16 protein-coding genes and 1 CRISPR repeat array are annotated in these 15959 nt (G+C 29.1%); all 16 genes read right to left on the bottom strand.

Annotated elements, in window-relative coordinates; genetic code table 11:
* Window positions 1-13: 13 nt before the first annotated feature.
* The 16 genes from ACFWUA_RS03430 to ACFWUA_RS03505 all read right to left on the bottom strand — a co-directional run bounded on the left by ACFWUA_RS03430 (window position 14) and on the right by ACFWUA_RS03505 (window position 15900).
* Entirely contained in the window at window positions 14-1744 is a 1731-nt protein-coding gene (locus ACFWUA_RS03430) for an HD-GYP domain-containing protein (protein WP_416198769.1), read from the bottom strand.
* 121 nt (window positions 1745-1865) lie between these two features.
* Window positions 1866-2729 (bottom strand): DMT family transporter, encoded by an 864-nt coding sequence (locus tag ACFWUA_RS03435; protein WP_416198770.1) that lies wholly within the window; start codon window positions 2727-2729, stop codon window positions 1866-1868.
* An 87-nt stretch (window positions 2730-2816) separates the two neighbouring features.
* Window positions 2817-3464, bottom strand: coding sequence for a rhomboid family intramembrane serine protease (locus ACFWUA_RS03440; protein WP_416198771.1), 648 nt, complete (start codon window positions 3462-3464; stop codon window positions 2817-2819).
* Between the two features lie 23 nt (window positions 3465-3487).
* A complete protein-coding gene (proC, locus tag ACFWUA_RS03445; RefSeq protein WP_416198772.1) occupies window positions 3488-4294 on the bottom strand; it encodes a pyrroline-5-carboxylate reductase in 807 nt (268 codons plus the stop codon).
* 192 nt (window positions 4295-4486) lie between these two features.
* A CRISPR array of direct repeats spans window positions 4487-4942; the repeat unit is 30 nt; unit sequence GTTTCAATTCCTTATAGGTAGGCTAGAATC.
* A 350-nt stretch (window positions 4943-5292) separates the two neighbouring features.
* Window positions 5293-7218, bottom strand: a complete 1926-nt coding sequence (locus ACFWUA_RS03450; protein ID WP_416198773.1) for a TIGR03986 family CRISPR-associated RAMP protein — start codon at window positions 7216-7218, stop codon at window positions 5293-5295.
* 15 nt (window positions 7219-7233) lie between these two features.
* Window positions 7234-7776 carry a CRISPR-associated protein Csx19 gene (gene csx19 / locus ACFWUA_RS03455; RefSeq protein WP_416198774.1) on the bottom strand — a complete coding sequence of 181 codons (543 nt, stop codon included), beginning with the start codon at window positions 7774-7776 and terminating at the stop codon, window positions 7234-7236.
* Window positions 7777-7788: 12 nt separating this feature from the next.
* Window positions 7789-9171 carry an RAMP superfamily CRISPR-associated protein gene (locus ACFWUA_RS03460; RefSeq protein WP_416198775.1) on the bottom strand — a complete coding sequence of 461 codons (1383 nt, stop codon included), beginning with the start codon at window positions 9169-9171 and terminating at the stop codon, window positions 7789-7791.
* Window positions 9161-10072, bottom strand: coding sequence for a hypothetical protein (locus tag ACFWUA_RS03465; protein ID WP_416198776.1), 912 nt, complete (start codon window positions 10070-10072; stop codon window positions 9161-9163). The genes ACFWUA_RS03460 and ACFWUA_RS03465 overlap by 11 nt, the downstream gene beginning before the upstream one ends.
* Window positions 10053-11315: an RAMP superfamily CRISPR-associated protein gene (locus tag ACFWUA_RS03470; protein WP_416198777.1), complete on the bottom strand. Its 1263-nt coding sequence runs from the start codon at window positions 11313-11315 to the stop codon at window positions 10053-10055. Before ACFWUA_RS03470 ends, ACFWUA_RS03465 begins: the two co-directional genes overlap by 20 nt.
* Before the next feature lie 15 nt (window positions 11316-11330).
* On the bottom strand, window positions 11331-12845 hold the full coding sequence (locus tag ACFWUA_RS03475; protein WP_416198778.1) for a Cas10/Cmr2 second palm domain-containing protein: 1515 nt from the start codon (window positions 12843-12845) through the stop codon (window positions 11331-11333).
* A gap of 9 nt (window positions 12846-12854) precedes the next feature.
* A complete protein-coding gene (locus tag ACFWUA_RS03480; RefSeq protein WP_416198779.1) occupies window positions 12855-13178 on the bottom strand; it encodes a hypothetical protein in 324 nt (107 codons plus the stop codon).
* Window positions 13150-14238 carry a hypothetical protein gene (locus tag ACFWUA_RS03485; protein WP_416198780.1) on the bottom strand — a complete coding sequence of 363 codons (1089 nt, stop codon included), beginning with the start codon at window positions 14236-14238 and terminating at the stop codon, window positions 13150-13152. The genes ACFWUA_RS03480 and ACFWUA_RS03485 overlap by 29 nt, the downstream gene beginning before the upstream one ends.
* Window positions 14239-14568: 330 nt before the next feature.
* Window positions 14569-14727 (bottom strand): hypothetical protein, encoded by a 159-nt coding sequence (locus tag ACFWUA_RS03490; RefSeq protein ID WP_416198781.1) that lies wholly within the window; start codon window positions 14725-14727, stop codon window positions 14569-14571.
* A gap of 207 nt (window positions 14728-14934) precedes the next feature.
* Window positions 14935-15171, bottom strand: a complete 237-nt coding sequence (locus tag ACFWUA_RS03495) for a hypothetical protein (RefSeq protein ID WP_416198782.1) — start codon at window positions 15169-15171, stop codon at window positions 14935-14937.
* Window positions 15168-15734 carry a ComF family protein gene (locus ACFWUA_RS03500; RefSeq protein WP_416198783.1) on the bottom strand — a complete coding sequence of 189 codons (567 nt, stop codon included), beginning with the start codon at window positions 15732-15734 and terminating at the stop codon, window positions 15168-15170. The genes ACFWUA_RS03495 and ACFWUA_RS03500 overlap by 4 nt, the downstream gene beginning before the upstream one ends.
* Window positions 15727-15900: a hypothetical protein gene (locus tag ACFWUA_RS03505; protein WP_416198784.1), complete on the bottom strand. Its 174-nt coding sequence runs from the start codon at window positions 15898-15900 to the stop codon at window positions 15727-15729. The genes ACFWUA_RS03500 and ACFWUA_RS03505 overlap by 8 nt, the downstream gene beginning before the upstream one ends.
* Window positions 15901-15959: the final 59 nt, after the last annotated feature.

Raw genomic sequence — 15959 nt, forward strand, 5'->3', positions numbered from 1 at the left:
TATAAAAATCCCCTCAATTTAGGGGATTTTTATTTGCGCTACACATCTTCCTAAGTTCAATTTGTTTTTTGAACAATTGCCTAAATATCTTATCTCTTTTGAAATCCGGTATATTCCTATACTGAAAATCACAATAGTATCTATGACCCAGTTTATAAGTCTTCGAAATAGTTCCAGTTATATCTACTGTATAATCAGAAAACAATATATCCAATCTTAACATTTTATTTTTTAGACTACCAAATATATCAGACTCATCTGAAGAAAAACGTAGTTGATCTCCACCTATTCGCAATATATTTACTGACATTTCATGGTTTGCTATAGGAAGATACAATATCCCCTCCAAATTCCAAAGTAAATTAAACCCATCAGGAGATTTCTCCAACTCAATGGATGCTATGTAAAATTTGTTGTCCTTAATATCAGCTATTTTAACCTTATAATCAAACACAGCTGTAGAATCCTTCACAGTCATCTCACATGAAACTATTTTTTCTAATTCTATTTTCCCAGCCTCTATTTCATCATTTGGACTAAAAATGTAATAATTCCCATTTTTAGTCAATATTCCTTCTAATATATAGACTTCCTCTTTATAATTAACCATCAAATAACATAAACTCAAATGGCTATCAAGTAAAGATTTATATTCATTTTGGGCCTTTGACAACATATCAATCATCACATCAACCAATTCTGGATGAAATTGCTTTCCCCTATTTATCTGCAACTCTCTAATTACCTTTTGCACATCATATCTATCTTTGTATGGTCTTTCCGAAAGCATAGCATCAACTGAATCACAAATAGATATTATATAACTATAAAATGGTATCTCTTCTCCCTTCAAACCTTCTGGATATCCTCCTCCATCATATCTTTCATGATGATATTTAATCACCTCAGCTATGCCGTTAAATTCCAAATACTCACCTAATATTTTTCTTGTCATATTGTAGCTATATAGAGAATGTTGTTTAACCACTTCATATTCTTCCATAGTTAATTTTCCATTTTTATTTATAATAGAATCATCAATAAGGGCTTTCCCCACATCATGAAGTAAACCTGCTATATAAAGTTTTATTATTTCATTTTCATCAAGATTTATCTCACTTCCAAGCCTCTTGCACCAATTAGCTACATTGTAGCTATGAGAAAAAAGTGTATTGTCTTTTTTTTCTAACACCATCATCAGCACATGAATAATATTGAGCATAGCACGTGCATTTTTCCCCTCTACAATTGAATAATCTAAAAGAAAGGACATGTTGGAAATATATTCATAAGACTGGACTTTTTTAGATAATGTATCAAGGCCAAAATCTATATTTCTATAAGTGCCAAAATAAAGGCAACCAATCAGCTCCATGGTTTTATCTTTTGAGCTAAACAATGGTACATATATATCTCTTTTAATTCCATCAAATAGACATCTACTATTGTCCTCATGAAAATATTCTATTATTTCCTTGCTCTCTATCAGATCATTAAAAAGATAATTTGAATTCTTTTCAAAAAAAATCGAGTGAGGAACTTTCTCATTAAATTTATCTACATCTTTTAAATAATAGCTTTTAGTAACTGCCACATTTCTATTAGAATTGAATTGGAAAACTATATAAATATCATAATCAAGAATTTTATCTATCTCTTTAAGATAATTTTTCAATTTATCCTCAACAGAACCTCCTTGACACTTTAAGAATTCATTGGTATCCCTTTCTATCGTAATAGACATAGACAGACCCTCCTTTGCCAAATTAAGTCCCAGTTTTTTATAGGCCAATAGTCCTGTATTCGATAAGTTTCTTAAAAATCCTTCAAAAAAACCAAAATTTTTGCGACAGTGAGACTCAGTCTTACTGTCGCATTGCTATCAAAATCACAGAGGTCAAAATAAGTACACATCCTACAAATAACTTCATACTGAATTGTTCCCCAAAAATTAATATACCTATTATGACAGATGTTATAGGTTCAAATGTACCCAAAATAGCCGTGTTTTGAGGCCCTATAATTCTTATGCCGACATTTAACAAATTTACAGCTCCCAAAGAAACAATTATAGATAAAATCGAAGTGAGTAGCCATGCCATTGGGCTCATCTTTACAGTGAATTTTCCTGTAAAAACACTAAAAATAAACATAACAACTGAAGAAACTACACATAAATAAAATGTCAATTTGAGAGAATTCATAGATTTAAGCCCACTTTTATCAAGATACATAACATAAAAAGAATAGGTAAGCCCTGAAGAAAGTGCCAATCCTACTCCCATAGGACTCACATTAGAATTTCCTCCATATAAAAGTAAAACTCCCACAGTACATAACAAAACACACAATATTTTCATAGGATCTACTTTCTCATGGAAAAATATGATACTCTCCAATATTACAAATACAGGATACATAAAATGTATTGTAGTTGCCACCCCAGTTGAAATATAATTATAAGACAAAAAAAGTAGTACAGCAGTACCTGCAGAGCCTATACTCCCAACTAAAAGCAATTTTTTCAATTCTTCCTTACTAAGCTTAATGGATATATTTTTACTTCTAAGAACTAAATATAAAATTGGAACTGAAATGAAAAATCTCCAAAAAACTAAATTTGGTGGATTTCCTCCATTGGCATAGATATTTTTTGCAAGTAGTGGCATACAACCAAAAATAATTCCTGCAAATATTACTGCCAAAAATCCTTTGCGTCTATCTTCCATAGTCTACCTCATCTCCATCTTGCGACAGCGGGGACGGTTCTCGCTGTCGCAAACCAGCCGGAAATAAAGTTTCCGGCTGGTTTCATTTTACTCTTTTTTAAATTTTTTATATGATATTACTCCTCCCAAAAATCCAAAAATATGAGCCCACCATGCCACTCCACCTACAGTTCCAGAAATACCTGACATGATTCCCGAACGAAGTTGAGTTATAAACCATATGAGTAAAAAAATTTGAGATGGCACTCGTATGAAAAATGGGAAAAATGGAATCAATGTTATTATTCTAGAATGAGGAACCATTATGAAATAAGCCCCCATGACTCCTGCAATAGCTCCAGAGGCTCCTACAGTTGGCAAATCTGACATAGGATTGAAAACAAAATGAGCAAAACCTGCTATTAGGCCAACCAATATATAAAAGACAATAAAACGAAAAGTCCCCATATAATCTTCCACATTGTCTCCAAATAGCCACAATGACCACATATTGCTCAGTATATGAAGTATATTCCCATGCATAAACATGCTTGTAAATAGTGGAATATAAGATTCAATATGATTCATTCCCTTAAGAAATCGTGATGGTATAAAAGCATATTTGTATATCATACTTAAAGATTCATCATAAGGCATTGTCGCTTGATTTATAAACACTATCACATTCACAGCTATAATGAACAATGTAGCTACGGGAACCTTTTTACTCTTGGCAGTATCTCTAAGTGGAATCATACTATCCCTACTTTCTTATGTTTTTAATTGCTCATCTCTCTTGATTTATCTGCACATTTTTTCATTGCTGCCAAAACAGCATGCCTAAAGCCTTCTTCTTCCAATGTAGCCACTGCCTCTATAGTAGTTCCTCCAGGAGAACACACATTGTCCTTAAGCTCTCCAGGATGTAAGCCTGTATCTAAAACCATCTTTGCAGAGCCAAGAACTGCTTGAGCTGCAAATTTATAAGCCATATTCCTTGGCATACCTTCCAATACCGCTCCATCTGCCAAAGCTTCTATGAACATATAAACATATGCTGGGGATGAGCCACTTACAGCTGTAACTGCATCCATTAAATTTTCACTTACAACCTCTGCCTTTCCAAAACTCTCAAAAATACTTATTATCTCTTCTAATTCTTCCCTTGAAATTTCGCTGCTAGGACTTATTGCAGACATTCCTTGCCCTACCATAGCAGGAGTATTCGGCATAACCTTCACTACCTTTACTTTTCTTCCAAAAGCAACTTGAGTATCTTCTATATTCTTTCCAGCAGCTATAACCACTATTATAGCCTCTTCTTTTATATCATTTTTGATTTGTTCAATAACCATTGGATATATATGAGGCTTTATAGATAAAACTATTATATCGCATTTTTTTGCCACTTCTATATTATCCGTAGTAATATTTACCCCATAAGTTTCTTTTATCTTCATCAAATTTTTCTCATTAGAATCTGAAGCTATAATATTTTCTGGAGATACTAGATTTGACCTCGTTATCCCGCCAATCATAGCACTCGCCATATTTCCTGAACCTATAAATCCAATTGTCTTATTCATGTCATACTTCCTCCCATTGTTTTTTATGTAATATTAATTTTAACACAAAAATTGAAAATATACTACAAAACCAGCCAAACAAAACATATGGCTGGTTTCATTTTATTCAACTCTTGATGAATACCATGAGAAAACTCACCTATATCGCAAAATGTAGCTGGAATACAGCCCATTTTTCAGTTATTTCAAAAAGTTTCAATTCCTTATAGGTAGGCTAGAATCTTGCCATTTTGAGTAGGCTAGAATCGGAATGAATGGATAAATCAGTATGCGATGAAAGACAGTTTCAATTCCTTATAGGTAGGCTAGAATCTAGAATATTTTGATATTCTAGTTTTAAATACAAAAAAGTTTCAATTCCTTATAGGTAGGCTAGAATCGATTCTATATTATTAAATCCTATAGCCTTGAATCCTTGTTTCAATTCCTTATAGGTAGGCTAGAATCCTTATTGTTATAGCCCCTACCTGTTTATATTAATTCAGTTTCAATTCCTTATAGGTAGGCTAGAATCTATTTTTTACGAATGGTGACTATAATATATAAATGAAGTTTCAATTCCTTATAGGTAGGCTAGAATCTGTATTATATCCCAAGCATTGAAAAATGGGTTTATGTGTTTCAATTCCTTATAGGTAGGCTAGAATCACTTTACACGTCTTGATATTACTATATTCTCTCATTTTTGTCAACATCATAAAATCGTGCTCAACTGTCATATAAATTTAATATTCTACCTTACAGCTATTGCAAATACTACCTTTCATTAAAAAACAATTTGTCGTCGATCTCCAGGTATTTTTACACCATTATAGGTCGACGACAAATTATTACTAAAAATATCTATAAAAATTATTCTCTTACCCTTGTAAAACCTATTAAATTTAATCCATCTTTAATAGCTTCCCTCATTTAAATTATTTAATTTGCCCTTTGGTTCTTTATCACGTTCTTCAAATCAAAAGCCTTAAGATTTATAAAAATCTTAAGGCTTTTGTTTATTTATTTTTATTTCTTCCATTAGCAATTTCTTTATAAGAAGGCAGTGTCAAATCTCTTTCTATTACTTTACATAATGTTTTATTTATTTTAGGCTTAGTCCCCTTTCCTCCATTAAAACATTTATTTGCTATAAACCAATTATAAATAGTTTCTTCTTTATTTTTATCTATGGCTTTTGGATAAGAAATCGTCCCCTTTACACTATTTAAATTTGTCGCTATTTTTATCTCTCGCAAAACATCATCATTAAATTTAGGTAAATCTGTTTCTATATCCTCATACCTATATACATTATCAAGTGTATCTAAATCTATAATTCTCTTTTTTACTGAGTTAACAACTATCTTCACACTTCCTAGCCCTAAAGGTTTTCCCATACCTATTTTGTGACAATAATTTGATTTTCCACTATTATCTCCTAAATTCAAAACCCAAACTAATTTATTTAATTCATCTTTTGTAATCCTTTCAAAAAATACTTTAAATTCAAATTTTACTCCTTTTTTCACTGGCCTTATAGTGACATTCCTTTTATTGCATTTGTTATTTTTCATTGTTAATCCTTCTCTATGATGCCAATAAAATTTTCGTCCTCTCAATTCAGGCTCAAAACCCTCAATTTTGATTTTTCTATTTCCACTCCACTTTGCAGCATAATCATATGTCCATATTTCAGCATTTTCCAAATCCTCCCTTGGAGATTTCATATAAAATTCCGTAGAAGATATTCTTGGTGTAGCTAATTCCTCTAAAGTAACTATATCATCATAAATTCCATTCTCATTAGATTCATATCTTCCATCTGTAAACCTAATCCTAGACGAATTAGCTTCTTGTCCTACCATCCCAAACAAACTACAAGAATCACATAATTTACTTATATCATCACAAGGATTATACCCACCCATATCTTTTAAAATCTTTTCAATTGTATTGTAATAAACTTCCCTTGTGATACAAGATGGAGATAAATATATAAATCCATATTTATCCCCTACTTTTTTATAAAATACCGGTATAGCATCAATTTCTCCATTTTCTAACAAACCTATTTTTTCTTCATAATCGTCAAACTCTTTTTCCAATTCTTCATTTTTCTTTTCAATATTGTCTTTATATATAGCTATTACTTTTTTAAGATTATCTAAATTATCCATTCTACTGACAACTTTTTTCGAATTAACTTCTGCACTTATAATGGAAAAGTGATGCTTATTCCCAATTTTCCCACCCAAAAGAACATATCCTTCTTTATAATCTTTAAGTTCATGCTGTTTTTCTGCATCATATGGAATTATATCTTCTACAACAGTACCTATAACAATAAGCTCCCCTCTTTTATTTCTCTTAATATATTTTGAACCCGGTTTAAAAAAAACCCTTTGCCCATTAGAATAATCCTTTTTACTAAATTGTTTATTAGGATCATTCTTACATTCTTTATACTTTGCCATAAATTTTTCACTATCATATAAAACATATTTATCATTTTCTTTTTTTATTATCCCTGGCTTACTTGCATCTGGCATTCTCTTTGACAAAATTCTTTTATCATCTATCACTGAAAAGCAAGAATTTGTTAAAGCCTCATATATAGCCCTTATGGTACCTCTTATAGAACTACCTGGAATTACTGGCTCTTTTACATCTTTATAGCTAATTTTGTTCAAATCTTCATAAGAAAAAAAATCATAAGATTTATGCTCTTTATCTTCACATTCAACATTTAACGCATTTTGGTTTGTGGTATTAGGTATGAATATAGATGTCTTAGTAATCAAAGTACAATCTATAACTCCAGATATAAGTTCTCTACCCTTGACAATTTCTTTTATATTGTTATCTTTTTTGCATTTCCCATAAACTGATATGAAATTGTATGGATTTACAAAAGACTTACTTCTATCTTCCTCCCATGACATAATATCTCCTCCAAATCAAAGTTTTATATCAAGCAATCTAAAATCCTCAATTATAGCCATACCATCTTCCCTACTGCACCTTATATAATTTCTAACCACCAATTTCCCCTCATTATTATTAGTTACATTTTCATTAATGGGAATATAATATTTCTTTATTTTTTCTTCTTCTAATTCCATAAAAATTCCATCATTTTTAATTTTGTTTCCCCAAAGCAACAACTCTTCATCGTAAAAATCATATTCTTTGCCTTCATTATCAATTCTAATCCTATTCTTGAAATCATACTTTGATTTCCATATATACAATTCTTTCTCATTGTTAAATATCCTCATATCTATAAATAAATCTTTGTTTTGCAATACTTCATTCTTAAAAATAAAATCTTTGTTTTTATACAATCCTACTGAAACTTCATTGCTTTCTTTCAACAAAATATAGGCCGTATCTTCATTAAATATTTCTTTTATTCTTGTTTTTATATTGAAAAAATCTATATTAAAATCACTAACATAAGATGATTTAATAGTCGATATATTATAATTCAATTCAGCCATTTAAAACACCTCCTATACACTTTCAAAGCTCGAAATCTCTTCTTTAAGAGCTTTAAAATATTTTTTCTCATCTTCTTTACACAATGGTTGTCCATCAATTAAAATTAATTCTTTTTTGATAGAAAAACCATCTTCCGCTACAACTAAACCTCTTCCTACAGATGTTTCTCCTCCTATAGCCAGCATCCCACTCATTAAATCATATATACTTAAAATCAATAACCCCATTTCCCATTGTTTTTGATCCTTTATATAAATATCTAAAGATATATCACCATTTACCGCTACTCTCTCCTCAAACAATGCTTTAGAACATGCGCCACCTGTAAACCTATCTATTTTTGTTCTACTTATATTCACAAATTTAGACTTATTAGAATCTATAGAGTCTCTAAATCTTATCCTTGAAGCTTTAGCCTTTTTATTTTTGTTAACATATCCAAACAATTCTTCAATTTTTTCTTTTGCCTGTTTTTCTGTTAATCCTAAATCATACAAAATAATAAACATTCTATGCCTTATAGCTCCTGCCCAAGTGGTTCCAGGAACTATCAATCTACCATTATAATCTAATTGTTCTGCATCTACATCCGTACTTTTAACTATATAGTTTCTTATGAATATAGTATCTCTAACTTTAAGCGGAACTTTTATATGTGTATTAATATTCATATTTTCACATTTCTTTACTAAATCCATAAATTCATTACCTGATGCAAATGCTTCTTTGCTCACTTTAAGAAACTTTTTATCCCAGCTAAATTCTAAAAATTCTTTCAATAGATTTTCTTTTATTTCGGATTTATCAAAATCAAATTTCAAAATTTCTATACTCATTAGTTTTATATTTCCAAGGCCTCTATTTTTCTTTGCACCTATATAAATATTCCCTTTTACCAATTCAGATATTATTATAGACAAAATTTTTAATATATCTTTTTCTTTATCTTTAAAACTATTTCTCAAACATAGCTCTAGCCTAAAATCAAACTCATTATCCCTTTCTAAAATTTGATAATCATATTTTGCATATTCTTTAGTATTTGCAGCCTTTATAAAGTTATTTACAGCTATTCCATCTCTCATTGAAATAGTGCCTTTTTTTGTCAATGTAGAATCATAAAAATACAACAAACTCTGATTAGAGCCAACTTCTTCTCCTCCAAATAAAATGTCTATTAGCTCTTCATCTCTATTTAAAATTTCTTTTATATGATTTCTAACTGAGCCTGCTATACTTGTTCCTGGTATAAATGAATTGCCATTAGTATCTTTAATCAAATCATTATTTGTAAATTGTCTTTCTCCATTTCCTACAAGTAATGGTGACAATAGCTTTAATTTTCCTTTTATATAAATAACCTTTTCTATACTATTGGTATCTCTATTTTCCATTCTTATCACCTCTACTTCCCTTGTCATACTTCAACATGGTTAATATTTTATTTAAATATATTTCAAATAATTTAAACTGATCTTCATTTTGTAAAAAATCCATTCCAATTTCAGTCTTAAATATATTATCAATAGCTTTATTTTCAATGCTATTTATAAAATCACTTTGTATTATATCTTGAAATTTCAATGCAGTACTACTTTCTACCATTAAATAACTTTTTATACTCTCATATTCACTATTGGAACGTTCACTTGCCTTTATCAACTGTTCATCAAATTCTCCAAAACTTTTAGATGTACTTAAATAAATCAAAAGATTATCAACAATATTATTTGAAATATCTTTTCTTAAAATAAAAGTCTTAAATTTATTTAAGGAATCTTTTTTTGATAGATACAAATTAATTGTTTTCTTTGCAAAAAGTTTTTCTAGTGAATTATTTATAATATATTTATGTTTACATTCCTTAATTTCCGTTTCTGTTAATTCCATAGTATTTGAATACTTTTTCATATCCATAAAAATTAACTCATCTTCTAAATTCCAATTTATAACCTCAACCCTTCCAAATCCCTCATTGATTCTCTCCCCATAACTCCTATTTACAATTTCATACACCTCTTCAATAGGAATATCATCTATAACTATGACACTACCTTCTTTTATAGCTACAACCCTTTCCTTGGGAAGCCCCCATTTAGAATTAAAACCACCTACTGCTACAGTTTTTAAATACACTTCTATATTGTCCCTATATTTTTCTATTCCAATTTCTTTCAATAAATCTTCTTTGCTTGTACTACACATTCCGAATTTATTTCGTACTATCATGGGAGATGTGAATAAAATAGCTACTTTGTTATCTTCAATATCTATATCATATAAATTCTCTTTCATATGTTTGAAACTCAATTTCAGCTTTTCCATATTGTGCATTTCTAGAAGCTCCTATCCATATTGATTTATCATTCTCAAACAATTTCATAAGCTTATCTAAAAAAATTTCTTCTCCAATAAGCTCTCCCTTAAACTCTGTTCCCTCTTTTATGCAATTATATTGATAATAATCCCCATCTTTCTCAACTGGACTTCCTATAGTTTTATCATCAGGTCTTCTATGATGATAATTAATATATCTTTCAACATTATGTCCTTTAAAAACATCCTTTTCTAAAATCCCATAATCGTAAGGTAATGAACAATATTGTTTGTCTTTGTCATCCCATATACTGTATATATCCTTCCTTGGAGAATTTTTCTCTTTTAAAAATATAACAGGAGTAGGCAACAATTTTTCATCATTTATAGACAAATATGCATTTGAAAATATAACTTTATCAGATAAAAACAAATTAACAAACTCATCATTTTTATGAGCATTGTACCCATCTATATTATTTAATTTTATATATCTGCTAGCAAAAATACCTAATATAGAACTTCCCGATATATAATCTGTATCTAAAACACATGGTTCCTTTAATTTTATTTTGAAATCTACCCTATTACTTCTTATATTTACCTTTTTAGTATTTTGTGTTCCTGCTTTAACGTTTTCACCATTTTTTACTAAAGATAACCTTACTTCACCTAAACCTCTTGTCCTATTTAATCCTATATGTCTAACCATTTTGCACACTTCACTTAAAAATTGGATATATTCTCTTTCTATATCTAAATCAAACAAAAACTTCAATCCTTTTTTCAAAACTCTTATATTTCTTAAGCTATTTTCTTTTGCAGCACCACCTTCATCAATGGAAGTCTGAGATCTTATATAAGTAAAGTTATCTTTTACAAATTCCTCATTAAACAATATCCCATACTCTTTAGATTTTTGACCTCTTTTAATCATGTCTGATATAACTTCATAATCTTCTAATCTACCATTTTCTAAAATTATATTTCCTGGTATACATTCTCCTGGTCTGCCAAAGATATTATCTATGTACTCACTATATTTATCATCACATATTAAATTTATATCTTCTGCTGCTTCTCTTAGTATTCCTTTTATTCTTTTTGCTGGTATGAAAGGAATACCATATTCATCAAACTCAACTTCTACATCTATAATTCCAGCAATACTTTCCCCAGAAGATATACAAGTATCCGATAGCAATTCCAATAAAAGTTGCATCACTTTTCCCCCTTTCTAAAACAAATCATCATGCAATTCCATAAAATCTATAGCATCAAAATATGGACTCTGCCCATCAATAAATATATCCTCTTCATCCTTGAATTTTAAATTGTATCCCCTTCTATTCATCATTAAAATATTTTCCTCTATCTCTTCTTGACCGAATAAAAAAGCTTCTCTTAAATCTTTTAATTTTGATCGTGGAATATTTCTTAAATCTTCAACTAATTTTTTTATAGATTCAAAATCATATTTTTCATCTTTGTCACCTAAAATTTCAAATGGCCTCCACAACAAATTATAGTATTCAAAATCTTTCTCATCTTTATGTTCTAAATATGAAACATTGTATATTTTGTTTCTAGTTTCACTCAAATTTTCAACCATTCCACCTCTTAAAATATGAAAATCTAAGTAAAATCCCGCTTCATTCCCATTTATTGCTTTAGCTTTAGCTTTTGCACTATTGCAACATTCTTCAGAAATCTCATAAGCAGAAGAAAAAGGATAGTGTGGCTTTACAAAAGCAATTCCTGCACATGCATTTAAATTTTTAGTCATTTCATTTTCTTTAAAAATTCTATTTAATTCCTTAAAAAATATCTCTACAGAAGATATAGCTAACTTGCCATAGCAAATATATGTAACATCATCACCTTTTATCAAAATTTTTCTAAATGGTATTTTATTTAGAAATAGTCTCTTATATTCTTCTGACTTCTCAATAATACACTCAAAAGCTTTTTTCATATTTTCATATGCCTTTTCATAGGACTCCTTAATCAAAATAGAAAACTCTCTAATAGCTTTAATAGCTTGTCTATAATCATTGCAGCTCTGTAAAGTCTCTTTTGTAATTTTTTCTATATTTTTCCCCATATTGTTGCCATCAATATGAACAACTCCTATATATCTATCACCTTTCTCTCCTGCTAAATCATCTATAATATCTATTTCCCCTTCAAAACTTTTAGCATTTTCTCTTTTCATATATATCTCATAAGATAAAAATCCATCTTGATTTATAACTGCTGGATTTTTTGTTATACTACATTCTTTTGTTATACATAATCCTTTTGTAAAAATAGGTGGAGTATAACAGTATTTTTTTAAGCTCATCTTTTTGAACAATTTATCTAAAACTTCCGAAAAATTAGACTCTAATTCTTCATACTCTGTCACACACTTTAACCCTGGAGCTTGAATCATAAGCATCTTCGAAAACTCATAATTCACCTTTTTCCATACTTCAACATTTTCAAACACAACTAAAGCATTTCCACCACCTATATAAACAATTTCTCCTACTAAATTTTGGTCATCTTCATATTTCCATTCTGTATCTTGATCCCAATTTGTTCTAAAATTCTCTTCTTTATAAAACTTCTTTATAGAATTTACAAAAAAACAATCAAAACATTTTTCCACTAAATTTGATGCCCCAATATTATCTTTTAATTTATTAGAACCATATACATAGTTCTGAATTCCTGTAATATCATATAAAGCTATAATCCCTTTTCTCATATATATCACCTACTTTTTTAATATATCTCTTAACTTTTTCACTAAGTGGTCATAATCCTTTAAATCTTCTTTCGATATAATTTCTTTGCTCTTATAAAAATTAGAATTGAAACCTACCAATTCTCTATCTAATTCTTCCTTGTCTTCTTTCATATTGACAATGCAAAGCTTTGCATGTTCTCCACCTAACTGCTCTACTCTATGAAGCCCTTCAAAAGATTTAGATTTAGTCAAACCCTTTGTACTATCTGTAGTACATGTAAATACAGTGATTTGATAACCTTTTAATGCTACTAAATCAATTTCAAATTGAGATTTCTTGATAACTTTCATCTAAATAACACACAAAAGAATGATAAAGTTTAATTTCATCTTTTAATCCTTCTTCTTCTATAGCTTCTTCTACTGCTATCATTAAATAATGTTCTAGCCAAGTTCCTGATAAAAATTTATAAATTTTCTCCGCATTTTTTTTATTAACATTGTCTAAAATATTCTTTATTGATGGTAATGCATCTTCAAGCCACGATGATTCTTCTTTTTTTTCTAGATAACCATTGAATATCTCCTTAAATTTTTGTGAACTTACTGGATTTATTTTTTCACCTAATTCTACATCATAATATTCCTTCAATGCTTTTTGATAAAATTCATAATCTTTCTTTATATCCTCTAATTTCCTTAATGTTGAAAAAAGTTCAGTGTATTCTTTGCAATATTTGCTAATTATTTTATGACTAAAATTTTTTATCTCCTCTTTGGAAACTATTTTTATATCTTCATAAGAATTAGGCAAAAGTTTTCCTTCATCATAATGATTGAGTGGCAATCCATGTATAGCTAATATATCTTCCATACTTATATCTTTTAAATAAAATCTTAAATCTTTATCTTCTGGCAAATAGCTATTGCTAGAATTGTATTTTTCTGGGTTGAGTAAACTATTTAGCCTCACTTTGTTCTGTATTGGATCTACATAACATTCTATTTCTTGAATATTTCGATTTTTTTGTGCAAATTTATAAACTGCCATAGTAGAATAAATCGCCATAGGCTTCGTTCCACCAGTATTGTTAAGTATGATAGTTTCTATCTTATCTTTTTCATTGATTTCATCCAATTTAGTTTGTATTTGCTCTTCTATCAAATCTGCGTAAGTTTGACTACATTTTAAATTACAAACTTCTATTATATCTTTATATTCATATCCTAATCTTTCTTTTATACCTTCATAATATTTTTTTGTATCCTCTGAAAATACAAATAACAGTTTGTTAGGCTTTGGAATTCGTTTAAGTTCTTCATCTGTTCTATAATCTCCTAACAAATATTTATTCAAACAATATATAGGTATTGGATTTGAACCTACCAAAGAAATTAAAACATTAACCATTTTTATGCCCCCTCACTCATTAAATATTTTAATTATTTTTAGTGACTATTTTAACATTGTATTCTTTCTACAAACATTCTCCATATCCTCCAACAAAATTAAGACATTTTTCTACAAATTCCGTATATCTCAATTTCGGAACAGTTTCTAACAATGTTGTATTATACGTCGTATGGTTAGCTGTCCCTTAATGCAATCTTTTGCACTTAATATCAGATTATTAAATAAAATATCATAAATTCCTGTATCTGCTTCATCAATTATTTTAGATATAATACACATATTTGATAGTAAGGTCACATAAAAAAACCTTAAGACTTATAAAAAATCTTAAGGTTTTTGTTGTTTTCCTTTATTCTTATCAGAAATAAGCTTTTTGTTTTGCTTCATATCTTCATTGTCGAGTATTCCAATCTCACCAGCAAATTCATAACTCATTGCATTGAAAAAATTTTTATCAACTACTTCTTTTTTCTCTTTGTCTTTCAAAATCATCACCTCATATGTAGTTTTTGAACAATTTGTGATTACATACAAGGTAAATTAAGGAGACTGTTCAATGCCAAATTAGCTAATTTATTTGTCCAATATTTCCTTTCCTGTAAGCAAATTTGACTCTTACAAATATTTTATATCTCTAATGTAAGTTGTTCAGGTTCAGTTATTTTTTCTATGAAAAATTCCTTAATATCCTTATTATTTATTAGATTTACCAATTCCTCTATACCCTTCATGTTTTCCTGTTGCATATACAATAACATTTCCATATTCTTTCTCATTACAATATTTCTGTATTGCTTTATCTACTCCATTTGCATCCCCAACCAAAACAGTAAAATCATTATTAATAATATTATCTAGTTTTGTAGCAACTTTTAAATTTAATTTTGATACAGAACGCGGGCCAGCTATAAATATTTTAATACCAATCACCCTCTTGTTTTTGTCATAGTTAATACATATACATTATCAACATTCTTATCTCTCTTCAATACATTACATACTTCTTTTAAGGTAGTGCCTGATTTATATATGTCATCAACAAGTAATAAATTTACATTAATTTTGAAATTTTCCCGTTTTACAATTGAACCACTAATCGCTTTAGTTTTTTCTTCAGAAGTTAAATTTTTTATTTGCTCTGAGTCAACCTTTTCTAACAAATCTAAAACAACAGGTTTATTTAAAGATTCAGCTATTTTTTCTGCTATCAAAAACACAGGCTGAAAACTTCTACTCTTATTACTCGGAGGTACAGGTATTACTATATCGACTTTCTTAATAACATCCCATTTTTTTAAAAAAGGATCTATTAATTTAATTATATCATAAACTAGCTCCTCTTCATTTTTATATTTTAATTGATAAACTAGTTCTCCAATTTCACTTCTAATTGTATCAAACTTAGGATATCCATATTCATCTTCTCCGATATAAGCGCTCTGAACAACGTGAACATCAAGGGCATATCCTTCATCCCACTTCTCACTATGCACCTACATAAAAAATACTGGCTAGCCATAATAAAACAGCTAGCCATGATATTGTTAATTTATTCTTTACTACTTTTGCCACACTATTGATTTCATCAATCCCTATATATTTCTCTCCCTCAAAAATCTCTTGAGCATATTCTGGTTTAATAGATAATAAAACTTTCATCAACCTCACCCAATCCTAATATTCAAAATTCATCTTCTAATAACATAATTTAGCCCCTT

Origin of the sequence: Sporanaerobacter sp. (genome assembly GCF_047830725.1) — a bacterium.
In the GTDB taxonomy this organism is placed as follows: domain Bacteria; phylum Bacillota; class Clostridia; order Tissierellales; family Sporanaerobacteraceae; genus Sporanaerobacter.

What these genes read in the sequence shown, in the direction of transcription:
- ACFWUA_RS03430 (WP_416198769.1), bottom strand. Translation starts at nt 1,744, where the DNA reads ATGTCTATTACGATAGAAAGGGATACCAATGAATTCTTAAAGTGTCAA.
- ACFWUA_RS03435 (WP_416198770.1), bottom strand. Translation starts at nt 2,729, where the DNA reads ATGGAAGATAGACGCAAAGGATTTTTGGCAGTAATATTTGCAGGAATT.
- ACFWUA_RS03440 (WP_416198771.1), bottom strand. Translation starts at nt 3,464, where the DNA reads ATGATTCCACTTAGAGATACTGCCAAGAGTAAAAAGGTTCCCGTAGCT.
- proC (WP_416198772.1), bottom strand. Translation starts at nt 4,294, where the DNA reads ATGAATAAGACAATTGGATTTATAGGTTCAGGAAATATGGCGAGTGCT.
- ACFWUA_RS03450 (WP_416198773.1), bottom strand. Translation starts at nt 7,218, where the DNA reads ATGTCATGGGAGGAAGATAGAAGTAAGTCTTTTGTAAATCCATACAAT.
- csx19 (WP_416198774.1), bottom strand. Translation starts at nt 7,776, where the DNA reads ATGGCTGAATTGAATTATAATATATCGACTATTAAATCATCTTATGTT.
- ACFWUA_RS03460 (WP_416198775.1), bottom strand. Translation starts at nt 9,171, where the DNA reads ATGGAAAATAGAGATACCAATAGTATAGAAAAGGTTATTTATATAAAA.
- ACFWUA_RS03465 (WP_416198776.1), bottom strand. Translation starts at nt 10,072, where the DNA reads ATGAAAGAGAATTTATATGATATAGATATTGAAGATAACAAAGTAGCT.
- ACFWUA_RS03470 (WP_416198777.1), bottom strand. Translation starts at nt 11,315, where the DNA reads ATGCAACTTTTATTGGAATTGCTATCGGATACTTGTATATCTTCTGGG.
- ACFWUA_RS03475 (WP_416198778.1), bottom strand. Translation starts at nt 12,845, where the DNA reads ATGAGAAAAGGGATTATAGCTTTATATGATATTACAGGAATTCAGAAC.
- ACFWUA_RS03480 (WP_416198779.1), bottom strand. Translation starts at nt 13,178, where the DNA reads ATGAAAGTTATCAAGAAATCTCAATTTGAAATTGATTTAGTAGCATTA.
- ACFWUA_RS03485 (WP_416198780.1), bottom strand. Translation starts at nt 14,238, where the DNA reads ATGGTTAATGTTTTAATTTCTTTGGTAGGTTCAAATCCAATACCTATA.
- ACFWUA_RS03505 (WP_416198784.1), bottom strand. Translation starts at nt 15,900, where the DNA reads ATGAAAGTTTTATTATCTATTAAACCAGAATATGCTCAAGAGATTTTT.